General features: G+C 63.8%; 20 protein-coding genes. 10 read left to right on the top strand and 10 right to left on the bottom strand.

The window, feature by feature from the left end:
- Positions 1 to 90: 90 nt before the first annotated feature.
- From ACODS1_RS03630 to ACODS1_RS03650, 5 genes are all read left to right on the top strand, one after another.
- Positions 91 to 1,008 (top strand): AAA family ATPase, encoded by a 918-nt coding sequence (locus ACODS1_RS03630; protein WP_489084580.1) that lies wholly within the window; start codon positions 91 to 93, stop codon positions 1,006 to 1,008.
- The gene (locus tag ACODS1_RS03635; protein ID WP_489084581.1) at positions 1,008 to 1,961 is read left to right on the top strand and encodes a DUF58 domain-containing protein; all 954 of its coding nucleotides are present in this window, start codon (positions 1,008 to 1,010) and stop codon (positions 1,959 to 1,961) included. The genes ACODS1_RS03630 and ACODS1_RS03635 overlap by 1 nt, the downstream gene beginning before the upstream one ends.
- On the top strand, positions 1,958 to 3,961 hold the full coding sequence (locus ACODS1_RS03640) for a transglutaminase TgpA family protein (protein ID WP_489084582.1): 2,004 nt from the start codon (positions 1,958 to 1,960) through the stop codon (positions 3,959 to 3,961). Before ACODS1_RS03635 ends, ACODS1_RS03640 begins: the two co-directional genes overlap by 4 nt.
- A complete protein-coding gene (locus ACODS1_RS03645) occupies positions 3,958 to 4,728 on the top strand; it encodes a CHAD domain-containing protein (RefSeq protein ID WP_489084583.1) in 771 nt (256 codons plus the stop codon). Before ACODS1_RS03640 ends, ACODS1_RS03645 begins: the two co-directional genes overlap by 4 nt.
- Before the next feature lie 96 nt (positions 4,729 to 4,824).
- Complete coding sequence (locus ACODS1_RS03650) at positions 4,825 to 5,628, top strand: acyl-CoA thioesterase (protein ID WP_489084584.1); 804 nt, start codon at positions 4,825 to 4,827, stop codon at positions 5,626 to 5,628.
- A 12-nt stretch (positions 5,629 to 5,640) separates the two neighbouring features.
- Here ACODS1_RS03650 and ACODS1_RS03655 read toward each other — a convergent pair whose 3' ends face one another.
- From ACODS1_RS03655 to ACODS1_RS03675, 5 genes are all read right to left on the bottom strand, one after another.
- Positions 5,641 to 7,209, bottom strand: a complete 1,569-nt coding sequence (locus tag ACODS1_RS03655; protein WP_489084585.1) for a GGDEF domain-containing protein — start codon at positions 7,207 to 7,209, stop codon at positions 5,641 to 5,643.
- The gene (locus tag ACODS1_RS03660) at positions 7,206 to 7,703 is read right to left on the bottom strand and encodes a putative pterin-binding protein (RefSeq protein WP_489084586.1); all 498 of its coding nucleotides are present in this window, start codon (positions 7,701 to 7,703) and stop codon (positions 7,206 to 7,208) included. Before ACODS1_RS03660 ends, ACODS1_RS03655 begins: the two co-directional genes overlap by 4 nt.
- 132 nt (positions 7,704 to 7,835) lie before the next feature.
- Positions 7,836 to 8,030 (bottom strand): hypothetical protein, encoded by a 195-nt coding sequence (locus ACODS1_RS03665; protein WP_322977908.1) that lies wholly within the window; start codon positions 8,028 to 8,030, stop codon positions 7,836 to 7,838.
- A gap of 103 nt (positions 8,031 to 8,133) precedes the next feature.
- Positions 8,134 to 9,585 carry a methyl-accepting chemotaxis protein gene (locus ACODS1_RS03670; protein WP_489084587.1) on the bottom strand — a complete coding sequence of 484 codons (1,452 nt, stop codon included), beginning with the start codon at positions 9,583 to 9,585 and terminating at the stop codon, positions 8,134 to 8,136.
- Between the two features lie 84 nt (positions 9,586 to 9,669).
- On the bottom strand, positions 9,670 to 10,497 hold the full coding sequence (locus ACODS1_RS03675) for a TatD family hydrolase (RefSeq protein ID WP_489084588.1): 828 nt from the start codon (positions 10,495 to 10,497) through the stop codon (positions 9,670 to 9,672).
- A 231-nt stretch (positions 10,498 to 10,728) separates the two neighbouring features.
- Here ACODS1_RS03675 and ACODS1_RS03680 point away from each other — a divergent pair, with 231 nt between their 5' ends.
- On the top strand, positions 10,729 to 12,141 hold the full coding sequence (locus ACODS1_RS03680; protein ID WP_489084589.1) for an MltF family protein: 1,413 nt from the start codon (positions 10,729 to 10,731) through the stop codon (positions 12,139 to 12,141).
- A 105-nt stretch (positions 12,142 to 12,246) separates the two neighbouring features.
- Entirely contained in the window at positions 12,247 to 12,681 is a 435-nt protein-coding gene (locus ACODS1_RS03685) for a DoxX family protein (RefSeq protein ID WP_322977904.1), read from the top strand.
- Between the two features lie 66 nt (positions 12,682 to 12,747).
- On the opposite strand, the gene ACODS1_RS03690 is transcribed toward ACODS1_RS03685, so the two are convergent.
- The gene (locus tag ACODS1_RS03690) at positions 12,748 to 13,683 is read right to left on the bottom strand and encodes a LysR family transcriptional regulator (RefSeq protein ID WP_322977903.1); all 936 of its coding nucleotides are present in this window, start codon (positions 13,681 to 13,683) and stop codon (positions 12,748 to 12,750) included.
- Positions 13,684 to 13,835: 152 nt separating this feature from the next.
- On the opposite strand from ACODS1_RS03690, the gene ACODS1_RS03695 reads away from it, so the two are divergent.
- Positions 13,836 to 15,065, top strand: a complete 1,230-nt coding sequence (locus tag ACODS1_RS03695; RefSeq protein WP_322977902.1) for an acyl-CoA dehydrogenase — start codon at positions 13,836 to 13,838, stop codon at positions 15,063 to 15,065.
- A gap of 54 nt (positions 15,066 to 15,119) precedes the next feature.
- Here ACODS1_RS03695 and ACODS1_RS03700 read toward each other — a convergent pair whose 3' ends face one another.
- From ACODS1_RS03700 to xthA, 4 genes are all read right to left on the bottom strand, one after another.
- Positions 15,120 to 15,299 (bottom strand): hypothetical protein, encoded by a 180-nt coding sequence (locus ACODS1_RS03700; RefSeq protein WP_489084590.1) that lies wholly within the window; start codon positions 15,297 to 15,299, stop codon positions 15,120 to 15,122.
- Positions 15,300 to 15,311: 12 nt separating this feature from the next.
- Positions 15,312 to 16,295: a TerC/Alx family metal homeostasis membrane protein gene (locus ACODS1_RS03705; RefSeq protein WP_489084591.1), complete on the bottom strand. Its 984-nt coding sequence runs from the start codon at positions 16,293 to 16,295 to the stop codon at positions 15,312 to 15,314.
- Positions 16,296 to 16,438: 143 nt separating this feature from the next.
- Entirely contained in the window at positions 16,439 to 17,821 is a 1,383-nt protein-coding gene (locus tag ACODS1_RS03710) for a substrate-binding domain-containing protein (protein WP_489084592.1), read from the bottom strand.
- 85 nt (positions 17,822 to 17,906) lie between these two features.
- Positions 17,907 to 18,719: an exodeoxyribonuclease III gene (gene xthA / locus ACODS1_RS03715; RefSeq protein ID WP_322977898.1), complete on the bottom strand. Its 813-nt coding sequence runs from the start codon at positions 18,717 to 18,719 to the stop codon at positions 17,907 to 17,909.
- 124 nt (positions 18,720 to 18,843) lie between these two features.
- Between xthA and ACODS1_RS03720 the strand changes: the two genes are divergently transcribed.
- Together ACODS1_RS03720 and ACODS1_RS03725 are read left to right on the top strand one after the other, a co-directional pair.
- Complete coding sequence (locus ACODS1_RS03720; protein ID WP_489084593.1) at positions 18,844 to 19,488, top strand: GNAT family N-acetyltransferase; 645 nt, start codon at positions 18,844 to 18,846, stop codon at positions 19,486 to 19,488.
- Positions 19,489 to 19,616: 128 nt separating this feature from the next.
- On the top strand, positions 19,617 to 21,284 hold the full coding sequence (locus ACODS1_RS03725) for an autotransporter assembly complex protein TamA (protein ID WP_489084805.1): 1,668 nt from the start codon (positions 19,617 to 19,619) through the stop codon (positions 21,282 to 21,284).
- The last annotated feature ends 1 nt before the right edge of the window (position 21,285 follow it).

Consider the following 21,285-nt stretch of genomic DNA (forward strand, 5'->3'; position numbering starts at 1 on the left):
CCTCACAGTTTCGTGAGCAAAGGTTACATGGCGCTTTGCCCAGCCGTGGCGGCCCAGTAGCATCGGCAGCCTGGATCCGAGGAGCCGATGATGCGAAGTAAACTGGACGCCTGTCTCGATGCGGTCAACCACGTGCTGTTGGGCAAGGAGGGGCAGGTGCGACTGGCCCTGGCCTGTCTGCTGGCGCGCGGGCACCTGTTGATCGAGGATTTGCCCGGCATGGGCAAGACCACCCTCAGTCATGCGCTAGCCCGTGTTCTGGGGCTTAGCTTTCAACGCATCCAGTTCACCTCAGATCTGTTGCCCGGCGACATTCTCGGTACGTCGGTGTTCGATAAGGAAAACGGGCAGTTCGTCTTTCAGCCGGGGCCGATCTTCGCCGAGCTGGTGCTGGCCGACGAGATCAACCGCGCCACGCCGAAGAGCCAGAGCGCCTTGCTCGAAGCCATGGAGGAAGGCCAGGTGACCATCGAGGGGGCCACGCGCCCTCTGCCGGAGCCATTTTTCGTGATTGCCACGCAGAATCCGGTGAGCAGCGGTGGCACTTACGCCTTGCCGGAATCGCAGCTGGATCGCTTTTTAATGCGCCTGTCGCTGGGCTACCCGGCGCAGGCCGCCGAGCGCGCCTTACTGCTGGGCGATGCGCGGCGTGACCTGCTGCCGCGCCTCGAGCCCATTCTCGATCATGCCGAGCTGGCACGCCTGCAGGCCGAGGTGCCCAAGGTGCGGGCCAGCGACGCGTTGGTGGATTACGTGTTGCGCCTGGTCGAGGCGACGCGCAGCCAGCCACAGTTCGCTTGGGGCCTGTCACCGCGCGCCAGCCTGGCGTTGCTCGCTGCGGCGCGGGCCTGGGCACGGCTGGCCGAGCGTGATTATGTGATCCCCGAGGATGTCCAGGCCGTACTGCCCTCGGTCGTCGGTCATCGCTTGCGCGAGCGTGCCGACCCGACCGGCCATGGCGGTGGCAGCCTGGTGCAGTGGCTGCTGCGTGAGGTTCCGGCGCTCTGATGCTGGCCTCGCTCAAGCCCTACTGGCGACGCTGGTTGGCGCGCCGTATCCCGGCAGCGGCCAGCGTGCGCCTCGATCAGCGGCGCATCTTCATCCTGCCGAGCGGCGTGGGGGCGGCTTTCGGCCTGGTGCTGCTGCTGATGCTCGTGGCGGCGATCAACTACCAGAACAGCCTGGCTTATGGTCTGACCTTTCTCCTCGCTGCGATCTTCGTGGTGGCCATTCTGCACACCTATCGCAATCTGGCCGGGCTGGTGCTCAAAGCTGGCGGTGGCACTGCGGTATTCAGCGGTGAGCAGGCCATCTTTCGTGTACGCCTGGAAAGCCTGGGGCGCGAGCACCAGGCCGTGGCGCTGGGCTGGCCGCCGACACCGTTGCGCCAGGTCGACGTAGCCGCCAAAGGGCTGACCGAGGTCGAGCTGAGCCTGGCGAGTGAACGTCGAGGCTGGCTGCAGCCGCCGCGGCTGCGGGTCGAGAGTCGTTTCCCGCTGGGCTTGCTGGTGGCCTGGAGTTGGGTCGACCTGGATCAGGCGGTGTTGGTCTACCCGCAGCCGCTTGCCGGTGAGTTGCCACTGGCTGCCGGTGCAGGCGAGGACGAAGAGGACGGGGTGCAGGCGCGCGGCCAGGGCGCGGATGACTTCCAGGGGCTGCGCGGCTATCAGCCCGGTGACTCCAAGCGTCGCCTGGCGTGGAAGGCTTATTCCCGTGGCCACGGGCTGCAGGTGAAGGATTTCGCCATGCTTGCCGGGCGCGATCTGTGGCTGGATTTCGACAGCCTGGCCGGTGATGTCGAGACGCGTCTGTCGCTGCTCTGCCACTGGGTGTTGCAGCTCGCCGAGCGTCAGCAGCCCTTCGGCTTGCGTCTGCCGGGGCTGACGCTGGAGCCCGACCAGGGCGATGGTCACCGTGAAGCGTGCCTGCGGGCGTTGGCGCTGTTCGGAGAGGATGCATGACTCTGGCATTGATCCCGCGTATCGCCCTGATCTGGCTGCTGGTGGCCCAGGTGCTGGTGATCCTGCCGCATCTGCTGCACTTGCCGCCCTGGGTGATCGGCCTGTGGTTGCTGGCTGTTGTCTGGCGTATCCAGATTTTCCGCATGCGCCTGCGCTACCCCGGCGGTTTGGCCAAGGGCGCGCTGCTGGTGGCGGTGCTGGCCGGCATCCTGCTCTCGCGCGGCACCCTGATCGGTCTGGATGCCGCCGTGGTGCTGCTGATCGGCACGTTCATCCTGAAACTGGTGGAAATGCGCACGCGGCGTGACGCCCTGGTGCTGATCTTTCTTGGCTTCTTCTGCGTCGTCACGGCCTATCTGTTCGATGACGGCATCATCGCCGCGTTGTACAGCCTGTTGCCGACCCTTGCCTTGTTGGCCGCGCTGATCGGCCTGCAGCAGAGCCGCTTCGCTGCGCGCCCGTGGGCAACGTTACGATTGGCTGCGAGCCTGATGCTGCAGGCCGTACCGCTGATGCTGGTGCTGTTTCTGTTCTTTCCCCGGCTGGGGCCGTTATGGACGCTGCCGATGCCCAGCGACAAGGGCGTGACCGGGCTTTCCGACAGCATGGAACCTGCAGACATCGCCCAGCTCAGCCGGTCGTCCGAGCTGGCCTTCCGTGCCAGTTTCACGGGCACCATTCCGCCGCGCACGCAACTGTACTGGCGCGCCCTGACGCTGGAGCGCTTCGACGGTCGACGTTGGTCGCAGTCTGGCTATGCGGCTATCCCTCGCGCCCCTGAGTGGCAGCCGCGTGGCGAGCCGGTCGACTACAGCATCATCATGCAGGCCAGTGGCAAGCCCTGGCTGTTCACCCTCGATGTAGCCGAAGCTCAGGCCGAGGAAAGCCGCATGATGAGCGATTTTCGCTGGCAGCGGGTACGCCCGGTTGACCGCACTCTGCTTTACCAGGCACGTTCCTGGCCTGAGGCATTGCGTGAGCCACAGGCGGATGCCGCCATGCTGCGCCGGGCGCTGCAGCTGCCGCCGCAGGGTGATCCGCGCAGCCGCGAGTGGGCGGCGACACTGCGCCGTGAGCATGCCGACGATGAGGCGCTGGTGACCGCGTTGTTGCGCCATTTCAATCGTGAGCCCTACGTCTACACCCTGCGTCCACAGCCGCTCGGACGTGACAGCATCGATGAATTCCTCTTCGACACCCGCCGCGGGTTCTGTGCCCATTACGCCGGCGCGATGACATTCGTGCTGCGCGCTGCAGGGATTCCGGCGCGCGTGGTCACTGGCTATCAGGGCGGCGAGCTGAACCCGGGTGGCAACTACGTGCAGGTTCGCCAGTTTGACGCTCACGCCTGGGTCGAATACTGGGTGCAGGGGCAGGGCTGGCGCAGCGTCGACCCGACCTTCCAGGTTGCGCCGCAGCGCATCGAACGTGGGTTGGAAGAGGCCTTGGGCGCGGATGAAGCCTTCCTCGATGATCAGCCGTTCTCGCCGTTGCGTTACCGCGAGGTGGCCTGGATCAATCAGCTACGCCTGCAGTGGGAGAACCTCAACTACGGCTGGCAACGCTGGGTATTGGGCTATCAGGGCGAGCAGCAGGTGCAACTGCTGCAACGCTGGCTCGGCGGTCTCGACTGGCAGCGCCTGGCGCTGGTCATGCTGCTCGTCGGCGGCGGCCTGCTGGGCGCTCTGGCGTTATGGCTACTCAAGCCCTGGCAGCAGCGACGTGACCCGATGCAGACCGTGCTCGCGCGCTTCGAGCGTGCCTTGCAGCGCCAGGGGTTGCGCCGTGCGACCGGCGAGGGGCTGCGTGCCTTCACCGAGCGTGCAGCCACCGAGTTGCCGCAGCAGGCTGCTGCCATACAGCGATTTGCCAACTGTTTCGAGCGTCAACGCTATGCGGGGTCGGCGTACGATGCGCGTGAGTTGCGTGCGGCGTTACGTGAGGTACGCCGTGCCATGCCCTGGCGCCTCAGGCGCAACCCTGTCGGAGAATCACGATGAAGGATGCCATCGAGCGTGATATCGCGCGTGTAGTTGCCTTGCACGTGCGCCTGTATGCCTGCCGTGAACGCCTTCTGGCCGTAACGGACGATGAGGCGCTGCATGATCTGCGCATTGCCTTGCGGCGCCTGCGCAGCCTGCTCAGGCCATTGCGTGGCCTGCCGTTGGTGCAGGTGCTGGAGCAGGCCGCTGGCGCTCTGGGGCGCCTCAGTGGCCCGGTGCGTGATCAGGAGGTGCTACTAGGCGAATTGCAGCGCCTGGGCCACGCGCAACCTGCACAGGCGCTGGCCGTGGCGCGAGAAGACCAGTACCGCATGATCGCCACGGCGCGTGAAATGCGTGAATTGCTGGCGTTGCTTGACGACTGGCCGGCGTGCTGGCGGCAGGCCGGGCGAGACGGCGAACTCGACGGCCTGGACAGGCGCATCCGTCGGCGTCTGCGTCAGCAGCAGAGGCGCCTGGCGCGGGCGTTACGCGAGCCGCAGCAGGATCGGCACGCCTTGCGGCTGTTGATCAAGCGCGTACGTTACGGCGCTGAAGCCTACGCGCGGCAAAGCGGCCTCGATCCCGCCGTGCAGGCGCGCCTGAAGGCCGCGCAGGCTGCGTTGGGAGACTGGCATGATCGCCTGCAATGGTTGGCCCTGACCGAGAAAGAGCCCGGCCTGCAGGACTGCCGAGTGATCTGGAATGAAGCGCTGGCGATGCATGTCGAGCGAGCGGATGCAGTGCTGCTAAAACTGCTCGGCGACTTCCCCCTGCAGCGATAAGGCGACATTCTCGCCGAAAATTTGCCCGATATGCCGTGCAGCCTAACCACCTTGTTCCTCTAAGATCGCTGCCATCTTCAATCGACTGAGGTCGTCATGACGTTCACTGAGTTGCTCCATGCCGTGCGTACACAACCGGATCGAGTGGTGATCCCGGCCACCTGGGCGCAGGGGCGCGCCAGTTTTGGCGGATTGGTCGCCGCGCTGGCCTATGAGGCGATGCGTGCTCAGGTGCCCGAAGGGCGCCCGGTGCGTTCGCTGGCCATTACCTTCGTGGGGCCCGTTGCCCCGGATGTGCCGGTGAGCTTCGAGGCTGAGGTGCTGCGTGAAGGCAAGGCCGTCAGCCAGATGGCTCTGCGCGCCGTGCAGGACGGCCAGGTCGTGACCCTGGTGCAGGGCAGCTTCGGTGCGCCGCGTGAGTCGGTCGTCGAGGTGTTGCCATTGCCGGCACCGCAGATCGAGCCGGCCGAGCGCTGCCAGGAGCTGCCCTACCTGCGCAATGTCACCCCCGACTTCACCCGTTATCTGGCCATGCGCTGGGGCATTGGCGGTTTGCCGTTCAGCCACAACAAGTCGCGGCAGATGGGGGGCTGGGTGCGCCTGCGCGGCGAGGCGGTGGCGCAGCCTGAGTGGCTGACGGAGGCGCATCTGCTGGCATTGGTCGATGCCTGGCCACCGGCGGTGCTGTCGCATCTGCAAGGACCGGCGCCGGGTAGCTCGCTGACCTGGACTTGCGAATTCGTCCAGCCACTGCCGGCGGTGATGAGCGACGCCTGGTGCCTGTACCGTGCCGAGATCGAGCATGCGCGCGATGGTTACGGCCATGTCGCCGCTGCGTTGTGGAGCCCGGCAGGCGAGTTGATTGCGCTTAGCCGGCAAACGGTAACGGTATTCGCCTGAGTGCTGCGCCGCTCAGGTACTAGCGTGCTCGACGCGGTTGCGGCCGTTGCTCTTGGCCTGGTAGAGGGCGCTGTCTGCCCGGCTCATGACGCCTTCCAGTGGTTCTGCCGGGCGTCTGGCGGCCGCGCCAATGCTGACGGTCAGATGTAGTGGGCGACCATCCACGGCCTTGAGTTGCAGTTTCTGTACGGCACTGCGCAGGCGTTCGGCGACTGCTGCGGCGCTCGTCGGATCGGTTTGCGTGAGCAGGGCGGCGAACTCTTCGCCGCCAAGACGGCCGACGATGTCTACCTCTCGCATTTCCCTGAGTAGCAGTTGCCCCAGCTTTGCCAGCACTTCATCGCCGCTCTGGTGGCCGTAAAGGTCGTTGACCTGCTTGAAGTGATCGATGTCCAGCATTAGCAGGGTGCAGGGCTGATCGAAACGCTCGGCGCTCTTCACCAGGTCGGCAGCGCGCTGCATGAACGCATGACGATTGCTGAGGCCGGTGAGCGCGTCGGTGGTCGCCAGCACCAACAGCTCCTGTTCCATGCGCTTGCGCAGACTGATGTCATAGCACCAGATCAACTGCGCGGGCGCGCCGCGATACTCGAGCAGGCGTCCGGATACGACGCCCCAGTAGGATTCGTCGCCGGCCAACTGACTTTCCCAGTCATCGACACGGTGCCTGGCCAGCAGCGCCTCGCGAAAATGCATGGCCTCTCGCGCATTGACGAACAGGCGATCGAGACGGAACTCGCTGGTGTGTTTCAAATCCAGGCGTTCCAGCAGGCGCTGATTGACGAAGTACACCTGATGACCCTGGCTGGCTATCAGGGCCACATCGCTGGGGCTGGCGTCGAGAATCTGCATCAGCAGTGCCTGGCCTTCGCTGAGCTCGGCGGTGCGTTGGCTGACACGTTGTTCGAGCGATTGATTGAGCTCGGCCAGGCTATTGGAGAGCGCGTGTGCCTTGCGGTAATCGATGATCAGGCGAGCGACCAGCAGTGAGCCGCCCAGCAGCAGGCCCAGCAGGGCCCAACCGAGGCTGGTGAAGTACTGGTACAGATGCTCGCGTTCGGCATCGAGCTCGTTGGCCAGGGAGATATTGGTGGCGACCAGTACTTCGTGTATCGGCTGACGCAGGGTGGGCAGTTCCTGCAGCACCTCTTCGGCGACGTGCCGGCTACCTTGCGCATCGCCCCAATGGGCCATGGCGTCCCAGCGCCGGCTCAGCATCTCGATGCGCCCCAGTGTGGCCTGCGCCGCCGGACGGGACTCGGGTAGAAAGTCGAACAGGTGCTGGCCGCTCAAGGGCTCGACCAGGCTGCGCAACACCTGAACCCGCACCACCATGTCATCGCTTGGCAGCGTGCCTTGCAGCAGCGATTGAGCGGCCGTTTGCATCCGATCGAGCTCGGCGTGAACCTGATAGGCCTGCCATAGCTCACTGTGCAGGGTCGGCAAGGCCAGGTGCCTGGACTGCTTGTGCACGAGCCACAAGGCGCCGGCCACGGTCAGTGTCATGAACACGACCAGTAGGGTCAGGGCGGTCAGCTTCAGGCGCTTGCGCAGATAGGCGAGGGCGGGTGCGGCAGTCATTCGAGGTGAATCTCACTGAGCTGCCAGATGGCGCGGTTGTAAAACAGTTGCTGGCGCAACTCGGGATAGTCGTCGAATGGGTAGATCAGATGAAGCGGGCCGAAATCGCGGATGGCCATGAGCTGGTCATCACGCCGATAAGCGATGAGAGGCTGGTAGCGCTCGATATCGAGACGAGGGATGAAGATCGAATATTGATTCAACGCCCTGGCATGCAGGGCGTTTCCCTTTTCGGCTCCGCTAACGCTGGCCAGCAGATCAGCGAGCGAAACGCCGAGCCACAGATGCGCAACACCTTGTGCGTCTTTCAGGCGAATGCGGCTCTGCGGCAGGCGCTGCAGCTCGGCAAGGGTGAAGGTATGACGCTGGCCGTCAAGCAGATACAGATCCAGCGCAGGACGAGCCAGCGGATAAGGAGCGGACTCGGCCATTGCCAGGGGCAAATGAGTCAATGCGAGAATAATGACGACAAAAAAATGTCGCATGAGCGACATACCACTATCGTTAGTCAATATGTTGTCGAATGTATCTGCTCTGACTCCACTTCCTTCAGCTAACCCGACGAACGGTCATGCAAGGCCATGCTGGCGTCGCATCGAGGCGCTGCCAGCTTCGCACTGGAACGTTCAGTGTGTGTCTCGCAGCACGAGGCCGGCAGAGCCGCCAATCAGCGCCAGGGCGAGTGGCACCAGCGCAGTTTGGGACAGGCCGATGAACAACAGCACCAGCGAAAGCCCCATGAATACCCCGGACAGCGCACGCGACGCACTGTGCAGGGGTGAACCGCGAGAACCGATCAGGCGCGAATGTAAGGTGGCCATGCTGCATTCCTCCCAGATATGTCGCGAGTCTAGGTCGTGCAGCAGGCTGGGGGCGAATGAGCAAAGGCTATGGCCTGCATAGCCTTTTCATGGGGCGGGGCGATCAGTGCCGTAGCTGACGGATCGCCTGGTTTAGCTGGCCGGCGAGCTCGGCCAACTGCTGGCTGGTCGCGGCCGATTCCAGGGTCTGACCCACGGTTCGTTCGGTGACATCGCGGATGCCGACCACTGAACGGCTCATTTCCTCGGCGACCTGGCTCTGCTGATTCGCCGCCACGGCAATCTGAGTATTGCTGTCACGCATCAGCGCCACCGCCGCGGTGATGGCCGCCAGCGATTCACCGGCCTCCTGCGCGAGTTGCACGCACAGGTTGGCGCTTTCCGAGCTCTCGCGCATGAACTCCACGGCATCGCGGGTGCCGCCCTGCAGATTGCCGATCATCTGGGTGATTTCGTCGGTGGACTCCTGCACCCGCTTGGCCAGGTTGCGTACCTCGTCGGCGACCACCGCGAAACCTCGTCCCATTTCGCCAGCGCGTGCCGCCTCGATGGCCGCGTTGAGCGCCAGCAGGTTGGTCTGTTCGGCGATGCCGTGGATCACTCCGACCACGCGATTGATGTGCTGGCTGTCTTCGGCCAGGCGTTCGATGCTGCCGGCGCTCTGACGCACCCCCTGAGACAGGGCGGCGATGGATTGCTCGACGCGTTCGACTACCTGCTGGCCGGCGCGGGCCAACTGATCGGCGTTGAGCGACTGGTCGCGCGTGGTGCCGGCATGATCGGCGATGTGCTGCACCGTCGCCGACATTTCGTTGATCGCCGTGGCGGCCTGATCCGTCTCGCTCTGCTGGGCGAGCATGCCCTGGCGTACGCTGCCCATGTGCAGGGCCAGGCTGCTGGTGCCATTGTCGAGGTCAGCGGCGACCTTACCCACGGTACCGACCACGCGCTGGTAACCGGCTTGCATGGCGTTGAAGGCGGCGGCCATCTGGCCCACCTCGTCACGGCTGTCCAGCGGCACCCGCAGGGACAGATCGCCGCTGCGTTCGGCCTGCAGCATCACGTCCTTGAGCGTATTGAGGTGACTGAGCAGGAAGCGGATGAGCAATTGCGAGGCGGCCAGCAGCAGGAGCATCAGGACCGCCACGGCCAAGGCGTAGCTGGTGGCATGCTCGAAGAACAGCTGCAGCAGGCTGGGCGCGTGAGCCTCGATGCTCACGATGCGGCCATCCGGCAGGCTGGCGCGTTGCGTCCCGATGAGCGGGTTTTGCGCGAACCAGTTGTCGTGCTCGAGGGGCGTCCAGCCACTGGCATCAGGCTGGCCTGATACTGCGGCATCGATCCGTAGATTGGCGAGGCTCGGCAGTGGTGCCTGCTTGGGCCACTGCTGCAACAGCTGAGCCTGTTGCACCGCTGTCTGGCGCGCATCGAGGGCGCGTGCTGACTGCTCGGTGTGCAAGGCGAACAGCACCAGCAGCAGCGTAATGGCGAACGCGACAGCGTTGACCGCCCAGAACTTGTATTTGAGGGAGAGGTTGCTGATCCAGGCGCGCATATTCTTGTCGTCCGTTTCGATGCGGTCGTTATTGGCGATGTGCCAGCAGTATGGCGTGTTGGTATGTCGGAGTCTTGACGTCAATCAAGAATCTTGTACAGCGTCCATCAGTATGGTCGGTAAGCCGAAGAATGTGCGAGCACAGGCGCTGGTCTGAGCCGCCAATTGTTCCTCCGTCTGGCTCCTGTGCAGGGCGACTTCCTGCAGGATGGCCGGCAGGAAGGCCGGTTCATTGCGGCCGTTCTTCGGTTTGGGTCGCAGGTTGCGTGGCAACAGGAAGGGCGAGTCGGTTTCCAGCATCAGGCGTTCGCCGGGGATGTCCTTGAGCAGTGGGTGCAGGTGAGTGCCGCGACGCTCATCACAGACCCAGCCAGTGATACCGATGTGCAGATCGAGATCGAGATAGGCATAGAGCGCCTTGCGCTCGCCAGTGAAGCAGTGCACGACGGCCGCCGGCAACTGGTCGCGAAAATCCCGCAGGATTTCCAGCAGGCGCTGGCTGGCGGCGCGCTCATGCAGGAACACCGGCATGCGCAGCTCGGCGGCAAGCGCCAGCTGTTCTTCCAGGGCTTTTTCCTGGCTTGGTCGCGGCGAGAAGTCTCGGTCGAAGTCCAGCCCACATTCGCCCACAGCCCGTACCTGAGCTTCGTCGAGCAGGGCTTCGAGCGCCGCGCGGGAGGCGCCATTCCAACTACTGGCATCGTGCGGGTGAACGCCGGCTGTACTGAACAGTCGCGTACCCTCGGCATCCAGTTGTCGGCAAAGTGCCAGGCTGGCTTCGCTTTCGGCGACACTGGTGCCCGTCAGCACCATCTGGCACACCCCGGCAGCCCAGGCGCGCTCCAACAGTGCCTCGGCCTGCGGGGCGAGGCTGGGATGGGTGAGATTGACGCCGATATCGATGAGTTGCATGGTGCGACCTGATTTGAGCCTCTGGCGAGCATATCAGATGTCTGCCTTTCATCGAAAAAGGCAGTAAATACAATGAATTGGTGCGTCTTTTTAAACATCGGATAAGGAGGTGAGGTGGCGCCGATTCGCCAGCTGTGCGACCCTCCGCAACCTTTTTGAGCCAGGGAACTTGCGTGTTTCCCCGTGCTCTGAGCTCGGCGGCTGATTGCCACCCTCCCAGGAGACTCCCTATTGCGTCTGTTGCTGACCCTGTGCCTGCTGGTGCTGCTGCCGCTTTCGGCGAGCGCGCGCCTGGCCGGTCCGCAGGAGGTTGGCAGTCAGCCTGGCGTCACCCGTGATCTGCCCTCCATCCGCAGTAGTGGTGAGCTGCGTGTGCTGGTCAACCAGAGTCGCAACAGTTCCGGGTCGGTGAAAGGGCAGAGCATCGGCGTCGAATACCACCGCTTGCGCGCCTTCGAGCAGTACCTGAACCGCAACGCTCGCGATGGCCGCAGCCTGACGCTGAAGATCATCCCCAAGGCCAAGGATCAACTGCTTGGCGCCCTGCAGCGTGGCGAAGGCGATCTGGTCGCGCCTGGCGAGTTGCTCGATGTGCGTACCGGGCATGACGTCAGCGCCAGCAAGGCGATCCGTCGCGACGTATCGCTGGTGCTGGTCTCTCGTCAGGGTAATCGTCAGTACCGCAACCTCGAACAACTGGCGGGGCGTAGCCTGTCTCTGCCGGCTGGCAGCGCGGTCGGCGAAGCCTTGCGGCGAATCAACCAGCAACTGGCAGACCGCAGGCTGCCGCCAATCGTGGTGGAGTGGGTCGACCCGACCCTGGCGGTCGAGGACGTGCTGGAAATGGTGCAGGCGGGCATTTTCGAGCGCACGGCGGTGGAGCTGCCCATCGCCGAACGCTGGGCCAAGGTGATGCCCAAGCTGCGTGTCGACCGCCACCTCGTGCTGGCGCGAGACGGTGAGATGAAGTGGTTCGTGCGCCCGGATGCGCCGATGCTGCGGGCCAGCATCGACAAGTTCTTCGATGGTTACCAGGCGCCCGCCGACCAGGACGCGACCTTCCAGCGTGTCTATCGGCGTTTGTACAAAGTGCATTCGCCGCTCGGTCGTGCCGAGCGCCAGCGCCTGGAGAGCGTTCGTGCCGTGCTGCAGCAGCATGCCGAGCTGAATGATTTCGACTGGCTGATGCTGGCTGCCGTGGCCTTCAAGGAGTCCACCCTGAATCCGCGTGCGCGCGGTGCTAGCGGCGCCACCGGCCTGATGCAGATCACTCCGGCGGCAGCGCGCAGCGTCGGGGTGGGCAACATCCAGAGTGTCGATGGCAACGTCCAGGCCAGCAGCAAGTACCTGGCGAAGATACGCCGCAGCTTCTTCAACAGTGCCCAGCTCAATGAGCGCGAGCGTATGGCGTTCGTCCTGGCGGCTTACAACCTGGGCCCGCAACGGGTGCAGAGCATGCGCGCCGAGGCACGCCGCCGTGGCCTCAATCCCAATCAGTGGTTTTTCCAGGTTGAACGCGTGGCCATGGAGCAGATGGGCATGGGTGTCGTGAGTTACGTCAATGCGGTCAACAAGTACTACCTTGCTTATGACCGCGAGCGCTATTTGCTGGAGCCGCAGGGCAGGCGAGTGACGCTCAAGTAAATATCTAATTATTCGATTCCGATAAGCGGTATTTTTCGGTTTTTAAATCGAATAAGTTGGATATTATGAGCGCCATCAACCCCCACACATGAAGGACCTCCCGCAATGAACGCACTGATCAAACGCATCACCGCTACCCAGGCTGGCTTCGGTATCACCATCCTGCGCATCGTCGCCGGCATCACCTTTGCCGCCCATGGTTCGCAAAAGCTGTTTGGCTGGTTCGGCGGCTACGGCCTGGCTGGGGTCGGGCAGTGGATGGAAAGCATCGGTCTGACTCCGGGCTACCTGATGGCACTGATGGCCGGTAGCGCCGAGTTCTTCGGTGGCCTGGCGCTGATCGTCGGCCTGCTGGTGCGTCCGGCAGCTGCGGTACTGGCTGTGACCATGCTGGTGGCGATCTTCACCGTGCACCTGGTCAATGGTTTCTTCATGGCCAACAACGGTTACGAGTTCGCCCTGGCGCTGCTGGCTGTCAGTGTCGCCCTGCTGATCGAAGGCGCTGGCAAGGCTTCGCTGGACGGCACCATCGCTCGCTGATCGCGCTTCGTTGCAAACGAGAAGGCCCGCATGATGCGGGCCTTCTTGCGTCTGGGTGTCGCCTGGTCAGGCCGTTGCGGCCTGTTCGGCTTTCTTCTCCTGCGCGACCACCTGTTGCGCCAGCTCGATCATCTGTTCGCGCATCCAGCGGTTGGCCGGATCCTGATCCGTGCTTTCGTGCCAGTAAAGGTGGGTTTCCAGCGTCGGTACGTCGCCGACCGGCAAGGTCACATGATGCAGATTGTGGCGACGGGCGAAGCGCTCCGGTACGGTCATCACCATGTCGGTCTGCTGCATCACGCTGCTGGCCATCAGATAGTGCTGCGAGCGCAGGGCGATCTTGCGCTGAATACCCATCTTGCCGAGAGCCAGATCCACGTAGCCAAGGCCGCTGCGGCGGCTGGAGATGTGGATGTGGGTCAGCGACAGGTATTCGTCGAGGCTGATCTTCTCCTTGGCCAACGGGTGGCCGGGGCGCATGGCGCAGACATAGCGGTCATCCAGCAGCTTGACGTGGCGCACCTGCGGATCCGTGTTCAACGGGGCGTCGACGGCGAAGTCCAGGCGCCCGGCGGCCAGTTCCTTGGTGGTTTCACGACGCTTGGCCAGAAAACTCTCGATGCACACGCTCGGTGCCAGACGGCGCAGGCGCTGGAACAGCGGCGGCAGGAGGATCTGCTCGGAGAGGTCGGTCATGCTGATGCGGTAGGTCTTGCCGGCCTGCTGCGGGTTGAAGGTACGGCTTTCCTGCACGGAGACGCGCAGCAACTGCAGGGCATTGCGCACTGGGCCGATGATGTTCTGCGCCATGGGTGTCGGCACCATGCCCTGCGCGGTACGGACGAACAGTGGGTCGTTGAAGGTTTCGCGCAGGCGGGCGAGTGCGTTGGACACGGCCGGCTGAGTGATGCCGACGATCTGCCCTGCACGGGTCAGGTTGGCCTCGGTGTAGATGGCATCGAAGACGATGAAGAGGTTCAGATCGACCTTGGTCAGGTTCATGCCGGACGTGCTCCAGGACTGTTGTTATTGGCCGATCATATATCGGTTATGAATGTTCATACACGCTGAAAATAGGTTCGATAAATCTTAACTGCTGTTCTAGCATCCTTTCCATAACGACCTCACCCCCGATTCGCCAGAAGGTACAGCCCATGGATTTCGCCTATTCCCCCAAGGTTCAAGAGCTGCGTGAGCGCGTCAGCGCGTTCATGGAGACGCACGTCTACCCGGCCGAAGCGGTATTCGAGCAACAGGTGGCCGAAGGTGATCGCTGGCAACCGACCGCGATCATGGAAGAGCTGAAGAACAAGGCCAAAGCCGAAGGTCTGTGGAACCTGTTCCTGCCTGAATCCGACTACGGTGCGGGCCTGACCAATACCGAGTACGCGCCGCTGGCGGAAATCATGGGTCGCTCGCTGATCGGCCCGGAGCCGTTCAACTGCGCCGCACCGGACACCGGCAACATGGAAGTGCTGGTGCGCTATGGCAATGAAGCGCAGAAGCAGCAATGGCTGGAGCCGTTGCTGTCCGGCGAGATTCGTTCCGCCTTCGCCATGACCGAGCCGGGCGTGGCCTCCAGCGATGCCACCAACATGCAGGCCAATGCCCGTCGCGAAGGTGACGAGTGGGTCATCAATGGCCGGAAATGGTGGACCTCCGGTGCCTGCGACCCGCGCTGCAAGGTGATGATCTTCATGGGCCTGACCAACCCGGATGCGCCGCGTCACCAGCAGCACTCGATGATTCTGGTGCCGATGGATGCGCCGGGCGTCACCGTGCTGCGTCCGCTGCCGGTGTTCGGCTACGACGACGCACCGCATGGCCACGCCGAAGTGCTGTTCGAGAACGTGCGCGTGCCCTACGAGAACGTGCTGCTGGGGGAGGGGCGTGGCTTCGAAATCGCCCAGGGTCGCCTCGGCCCGGGCCGTATCCACCACTGCATGCGTTCAATCGGCATGGCCGAGCGTGCGCTGGAACTGATGTGCAAGCGTGCCGTGAGTCGTACCGCTTTCGGCAAGCCGCTGGCACGCCTGGGCGGCAACATCGACCACATCGCCGACTCGCGCATGGAGATCAACCAGGCACGTCTGCTGACCCTCAACGCGGCCTACATGATGGATACGGTCGGCAACAAGATTGCCGCCAGCGAAATCGCTCAGATCAAGGTGGTGGCGCCCAATGTCGCGCTCAAGGTGATCGACCGGGCGATCCAGATGCATGGCGGCGCCGGGGTTTCCAACGACTTCCCGCTGGCCTACTGGTACGCCATGCAGCGCACCCTGCGCCTGGCCGATGGCCCGGACGAGGTACACCGCGCTGCCATCGGCAAGTACGAGATCGGCAAGTACGTGCCGCGCGAGATGATGAAGGCCAGCCGCTGAATAATCGACGCTGAACGACGAGGCCCGCATCTGCGGGCCTCGTCGTTTTTGCCGTCATTGCGGCCTGTCTTCGCTTTGCGGTCGTTGGTCGGCCTGGGTCAGGCGCATATGCAATTGCGCGGCAAAGGCGCGTGCCGACAGTTCCTCGTGAAAGGTCAGGGTGCGGCGGCCGAGTCTGACCTGCCAGACGGCTTGGCCCTGGCGCTCAAGGCGTTCTATGCAGACCTGCGACATTGCCACTCCTCGTCATTCGATGGCCTTCTGGTCGCGCGTTCTGAGCAGGGAGAACAGTACGCCGCCGGCCAGAAGAGCCAAGGTTACGCCAAGTGAGAGCAGGGCGGGAACCTCGAACAGATCGTGCAGGAGAATCTTGCCGCCGATGTACATCAGCACCAGTGCCAGCGCGTACTTGAGGTAGATGAAGCGATGCAGCAGCGCAGCCAGCGCGAAATACAGCGCACGCAGGCCGAGGATGGCGAAGATGTTCGAGGTGTAGACGATGAACGGATCCTGGGAAATGGCCAGCACGGCGGGCACACTGTCGACCGCGAAGACCAGGTCGGCCAGCTCGATCAATATCAGCGCCAGCAGCAGGGGCGTGGCATGCAGCAGCGTCTTGCCGCTGGCGTCCGGCAGGCGAACCAGGAAGCGGCCGTCATGCAGCTTGTCGGTGACGCGCAGGCGTTTGCGCACGAAGCGGATCAGCGGATTCTGCGCCGGATCCGGATGGGGCGCATCGTCACCGCTGCGCAGCATCCTGATACCGCTCAGCAGCAGGAAGGCGCCGAAGACATAGAGAATCCAGTCGTATTGCCGAACCAGCGCCGTGCCCAGGCCGATCATGATCGCGCGCAGTACGATCACCCCGAGAATGCCCCAGAACAGCACGCGATGCTGGTAGCGCCGGGGAATGCCGAAGAAGCCGAGGATCATCGCCATGACGAAGACGTTGTCCATCGACAGCGACTGCTCGACGAGCAAGCCGGTGTAGAACTCCATGGCTTTGGTGGCGCCCAGCTCCCACCCGATCCAGCCGCCGAACGCCACGCCAACGCTGAAATAGCCTGCATAGAGCAACAGACTCTCGCGCACCTCGATCTCGTGCTGGTCGCGGTGCAGCACGCCGAGGTCGAGGACGAGCAGAACGATGATCAGCAGCAGGAAGGCCAGCCAGAACCAGGCGGGTGTGCCGAATAAGGGCGTTGTGAAAAAGGCCGGTAGAGCGTTCATGAGCCCTCTCGATGTCTGCCTGAGTTGAAGGAGATCGACTCAGTGACTCCGACATCACGGTGAGCAAGCTCACCGCCAGAGGGCCCGGCGTCACGCTGGTGAAAGGTTAGTTACTGGTAGGTGAGCTGCCAAGCGACGCAGGTTCAGTAGACCCATACCTCCACCCGGCGGTTGCGCAGGCGGCCGCTGTCTTCACTGTTGGCAGCGACTGGCAGCTCATCACCGAGCCCGGTGATTTCACGGAAGATGACGCCCTGGTGGGCCAGTTCGCGGCGCACGGCCATGGCGCGCAGCTTGGACAGCAGCTCGGCACGCGCCGGATCACTCTTGGCATCGCCGAAGCCGACCAGTACCACCTTGTCGTGCAGCTTGTCATGGCTTCTGAGGTAATCGAGAACGCGCGTCAGGTCGCGCTGCGCCTTGTTGTCCAGGCTGGCGCTGCCTTCCTGGAAGCGGAAGTTCACCGACAGGCGCTGCGCCTGCTCGGCCAGTTGCCGGTAATCGGCGGGCATCTGCGCCTGCGGTGCGACCTTGACCGCCTGCACCGTCTGGGCGATGAAACCGTTGTCGGCAACGATCTTCTGCCCGGCGGGGCTGTGGGTGAAGTCGATCAGCGCGCGCACCCAGGAATTGCTCGATTGCGCCGGGTTGTAGAAGAACAGCCGGCGTGCCAGGGGGTAGTCCTCGGTGGCGATCAGCGTGGCGCTGGGCAGCATGGGCTGCGAATCGCCCGAGGCGATGGCCACGGCCTTGGCCTGGCGGATGTAGGGCAGGCCGATGAAGCCGATACCGTTCGGGTCGCGGCTCACCTCATCGGAGAGCTGGCTGCTGGACTCGAAGCGTTTCGCGCCCGCCGCCAGAGTGCGTGCGCCGGGCGCCAGCACCAGCTCCTTGAAGGTGTCGTAGGTGCCGGAGTTGTCATCGCGGGCGTACAGGCTGACGGCGCCGGGGCTACCGCCCAGTTCGCGCCAGTCACGAATCTCGCCGGCGAACAGGCGCGCCAGTTGCTCGACGCTGAGATTGCCGATGGGATTGCTCGGGTTGACGATGATGGCCAGGCCATCGATGGCGATGACCTGTTCGGATCGGGCGTCATGCATGTCGCCCAGGGTCGCCAATTCGCCCGCTTCGGCTGCCTTGATCGGGCGTGAGGAGGCGGCCAGATCGGCGCTGCCGTTCTTCAGTGCGACGAACCCGGTGCCGGAACCGTGGGCGGCGACTTCAGCGACGACCAGGCGGCCGTCGGCCTGGCGGGCGACAATGCGTTGTTCGTTCTCGGCCTTGCCCGCTTCACTGCGTATGTCGCTCAAACCCTGCGCGGCGAAGAGCGCTTTGATCAGCTCCGGGCCGAGCTTGGCACCGATGGTGTTGGAGCCCTGGATACGCAGGACGGGTGCGCCGTTCTGGGCGGGGGGCAGGGCGGCGAATACCGATAGGGGAAGGGCGTAGCAGATGAAACCCAGGAGCAGCAGCGACAGCGTGCGGCTCCACAGGTCGTGGTCTTGGCTGGATTGGGCGCGCGGCATGCGGCGAACACCTTGTGCAGGGTGGAGATGCCGCGCAGATTAAGTCAGCCAGATTGCAGGGATGTGACGGGTCGCCGCTTGGCGATCAGCTTAGCTCCAGCCAGATCGGCGCATGGTCGGAGGGCTTTTCCATGCCGCGGAGGTCGTAGTCGATGCCGGCCTCCTTGAGGCGCGCCTGTAGCGGCTGGCTGGCCAGGATCACGTCGATACGCAGGCCGCGCTTGGGCTCGTCCTCGAAGCCACGGCTACGGTAGTCGAACCAGCTGAAGCGGTCGTTCACCTCGGGGTGAAGGTGCCGGAAGCTGTCCACCAGGCCCCAGTTCTTCAGGGTTGCCAGCCATTCGCGTTCCTCCGGCAGGAAGCTGCACTTGCCGGTCTTCAGCCAGCGCAGGCGATTGGGTTCGCCGATGCCGATGTCGCAATCCTCCGGGCTGATGTTGATGTCGCCCATCACCACCAGCGCCTGCTGCGGGTCGAAGCGTTCCACCAGCAGTTGCTGCAGATCGGCATAGAAGCGCTGCTTGGCGGGAAACTTCACCGGGTGGTCGCGGCTCTCGCCTTGCGGGAAGTAGCCATTCATCACGGTGACGGGATTGCCCTGAGCATCGGCGAAGGTGCCATAGATGAAACGCCGCTGGGCGTCGTCCGCATCGCCCGGGAAGCCCTTGTGCAGGCTCAGCGGTTCCTGACGCGAGAGCAGGGCGACGCCGTAGTGGCCTTTCTGCCCGTGGTAATGCACGTGATAGCCGAGCTGGCGAATCTCGCTTTCCGGGAACTGCTCGTCGGCTACCTTGGTTTCCTGCAGGCCGATGACATCCGGCTGATGCTTTTCGATCAGCGCCTGCAGTTGGTGAGGTCGGGCGCGCAGGCCATTGATATTGAAGGAGACGATTTTCATCGGCGGCGATCCCTGAAGACAAAAGGCGATGCTAGCCGATCAGCGTCGGCGACGGCCAGCGCCTGGCGGGATGGCCAGAGCACTGCTAGGTTGGCAGTAAGACCCAAACCCGCAGAGGTCAGCCATGCCCCATCAAGGATCTGCCGAAGTTCGCATGCTCGATTCCGGCTATGCCCGGGAAGTGCGCTCCGTTCTCTATCATGCCTATCGCCACGAACCGACCTTCGCCTATCTGTTCGAGGCCGAGCGAGCAGGTTTCGATCAGCGGGTGCGCGCCACCGTGCGCGAACTGGTCAAGCAGCACTTTTCCGAAGATCTGCCAGCGATTGGCCTGTTGCTCGAAGATCGTCTGATCGGTGCAGCGCTGATCGCACCGCCGCAGCGCCGTCTGGATATCACCGAGAGCTGGCGCTGGCGCCTGGGCATGCTGCTGACCACCGGTTTTCGCTGCACGCGCCGCTACCTCGAGTATCACGATGCGGTGATCGCCTGCCTGCCGCCAGGCCCTTATCACGTATTGCCGCTGATCGGCATTCATCCGGAATTCCAGGGGCAGCAACGCGGCGAGCAACTGCTCGAAGCGCTGCACGCCTGGTGCGCCGAGGATGCCGGCTCGCAAGGGGTGGTGCTGGATACCGGCAATGCTCGCTACCTGGACTTCTATCGCCGTCAGGGCTACGAGGAGCTGGGTGAGCTGGCCATCGGGCCGGTGGTGGAGCATGTGTTCTTTCATCCCAACCCGCAGCCACTGACGCTCGCCGGAGCCTGAATCCGCTTAAAGGGGCTGGCGCTGCGGTGCTCTGGCGCGGGGCGCGTGACGTGGTAGCATCCCCCGCCATGAGCATCTATGGACAGGTTCGGCGTGCCCTGTTGCTCCTGCTTGTCAGTTCCACGGCCATGGCTGCCGGTGAACTCGAGGTGCGGGTCACGCCAGCCAATTCGGCCCTGAAGGCCAATATCGAAGGTTATGTCGGAACACTGGATGGGCGTGATCGCCAGGCCTTGCGCCGGATTCGCCGCATCGCCGAAGCCGAGGCGCGCAAGGCCGCCGAGGCGCTCGGCTACTACCAGGCGCGCATCCGCAGCCAGATCGAAGACGGCGAGACGCCGCGGCTGATCCTCGAGGTCGAGCCCGGCGAACGCGTGCGCCTGCGCAACGTCGATATCCGCATCGAAGGCCCTGCCAGCGCAATGAAGGCGTTTCGCGTGCCGGCCAGCAGTCGCCTGCAACCTGGCGCCACGCTGCATCATGGGCGTTACGAGGATGCCAAGCGGCTGATTCAGAACCAGGCTGCGCGCTATGGTTTCTTTGATGGCAAGTTCACCCGCCAGCATCTTTCCATCGATCCTGCCGCGGGTGTCGCCGATATCGAGTTGGTCTACCAGAGCGGCCCGCGTTATCGCCTGGGCGATATCGCGTTCACCGGCGACTTCCCGTTCGACGACGAGTTGCTGCGGCGCATGGTGCCGTTCAAGGCCGACACGCCCTATGACTCCGAACTGATCGCCGAGCTGTATCAGGCGCTGCAGTCCAGCGGTTACTTCGAGTCGGTGCGGGTCGACGCGATTCCCACACAAGCCGAGCAGTTGCGCATTCCCGTCAGCGTCGCCTTGCAGACGCGCGAACCGCGCACGCTTGGGCTTGGCCTGGGCTTCTCCACCGATGTCGGGCCGCGCCTGCGCGGCAACTGGACGCGTCACTGGCGCAATCCGCAGGGGCACAGTTACGGCCTGGACATGGAGCTGTCGGCGCCACGGCAGAACATCGGTCTGTGGTACGACATACCCGGCGATCCGCCCTTGACCGACAAGCTGCGTATCGCCGGCGGTTACCAGTACGAAGAGTTGGCCAGCAACGACAGCCTCAGCCGCCTACTCACTTTCGGCCCGGAATGGCACAGCCAGCGACCTGGTGGTTGGCAGCGGGTGCTGTCGGTGAAGGCGCAGCGCGAGGAGTATCGCCTGGGCGACGATACCGGCTTGAGCACCTTGCTGATGCCAGGGGCCAGTTATTCCCTGCTGCGCAGTGACAACCGGCTCGATCCGAATCAGGGCTATCGTCTGCAGTTCGACCTGGCCGGCGCGGTCGATGGCGTGCTGTCCGATGCCAATGTGTTGCATGGCAACGTCATGCTCAAGGGCTTGACCACGCTGTTCGACAATCACCGCTTCCTCGGTCGCGTGCAGTTCGGCGGCACCGAGACCAATGGTTTCACTGCTGTGCCGCCGTCGCTGCGTTTCTTCGCTGGCGGTGACCAGAGCGTGCGCGGCTACGACTACCAGAGCCTGTCGCCGGAGAATGACCGTGGCGACAAGATCGGCGGCCGCTATCTGTTCGCCGCCAGCGCCGAATACCAGTACAGCCTCAGCGACAAATGGCGCCTGGCGACTTTCGTCGATCAGGGCAATGCCTTCAATTCGCTGGAGTTCCCCACCCTGAAAACCGGCGTCGGTTTCGGCATCCGCTGGGTGTCACCGGTCGGCCCGCTGCGCCTGGATCTGGCCCATGCACTCGATGATGACGGCGGTATCCGCCTGCACTTCTCCATGGGGCCGGAACTGTGAG

The organism is Pseudomonas sp. FG29 (genome assembly GCF_057809355.1).

Coding starts and splice junctions, on each gene's coding strand:
- ACODS1_RS03690 (WP_322977903.1), bottom strand. CDS start 13,683: ATGAACCTGACCAAGGTCGATCTGAACCTCTTCATCGTCTTCGATGCC.
- xthA (WP_322977898.1), bottom strand. CDS start 18,719: ATGAAAATCGTCTCCTTCAATATCAATGGCCTGCGCGCCCGACCTCAC.
- ACODS1_RS03720 (WP_489084593.1), top strand. CDS start 18,844: ATGCCCCATCAAGGATCTGCCGAAGTTCGCATGCTCGATTCCGGCTAT.
- ACODS1_RS03670 (WP_489084587.1), bottom strand. CDS start 9,585: ATGCGCGCCTGGATCAGCAACCTCTCCCTCAAATACAAGTTCTGGGCG.
- ACODS1_RS03700 (WP_489084590.1), bottom strand. CDS start 15,299: ATGTCGCAGGTCTGCATAGAACGCCTTGAGCGCCAGGGCCAAGCCGTC.
- ACODS1_RS03725 (WP_489084805.1), top strand. CDS start 19,617: ATGGCTGCCGGTGAACTCGAGGTGCGGGTCACGCCAGCCAATTCGGCC.
- ACODS1_RS03685 (WP_322977904.1), top strand. CDS start 12,247: ATGAACGCACTGATCAAACGCATCACCGCTACCCAGGCTGGCTTCGGT.
- ACODS1_RS03675 (WP_489084588.1), bottom strand. CDS start 10,497: ATGCAACTCATCGATATCGGCGTCAATCTCACCCATCCCAGCCTCGCC.
- ACODS1_RS03660 (WP_489084586.1), bottom strand. CDS start 7,703: ATGTCGCTCATGCGACATTTTTTTGTCGTCATTATTCTCGCATTGACT.
- ACODS1_RS03655 (WP_489084585.1), bottom strand. CDS start 7,209: ATGACTGCCGCACCCGCCCTCGCCTATCTGCGCAAGCGCCTGAAGCTG.
- ACODS1_RS03705 (WP_489084591.1), bottom strand. CDS start 16,295: ATGAACGCTCTACCGGCCTTTTTCACAACGCCCTTATTCGGCACACCC.
- ACODS1_RS03645 (WP_489084583.1), top strand. CDS start 3,958: ATGAAGGATGCCATCGAGCGTGATATCGCGCGTGTAGTTGCCTTGCAC.
- ACODS1_RS03695 (WP_322977902.1), top strand. CDS start 13,836: ATGGATTTCGCCTATTCCCCCAAGGTTCAAGAGCTGCGTGAGCGCGTC.
- ACODS1_RS03635 (WP_489084581.1), top strand. CDS start 1,008: ATGCTGGCCTCGCTCAAGCCCTACTGGCGACGCTGGTTGGCGCGCCGT.
- ACODS1_RS03650 (WP_489084584.1), top strand. CDS start 4,825: ATGACGTTCACTGAGTTGCTCCATGCCGTGCGTACACAACCGGATCGA.
- ACODS1_RS03640 (WP_489084582.1), top strand. CDS start 1,958: ATGACTCTGGCATTGATCCCGCGTATCGCCCTGATCTGGCTGCTGGTG.
- ACODS1_RS03665 (WP_322977908.1), bottom strand. CDS start 8,030: ATGGCCACCTTACATTCGCGCCTGATCGGTTCTCGCGGTTCACCCCTG.
- ACODS1_RS03710 (WP_489084592.1), bottom strand. CDS start 17,821: ATGCCGCGCGCCCAATCCAGCCAAGACCACGACCTGTGGAGCCGCACG.
- ACODS1_RS03630 (WP_489084580.1), top strand. CDS start 91: ATGCGAAGTAAACTGGACGCCTGTCTCGATGCGGTCAACCACGTGCTG.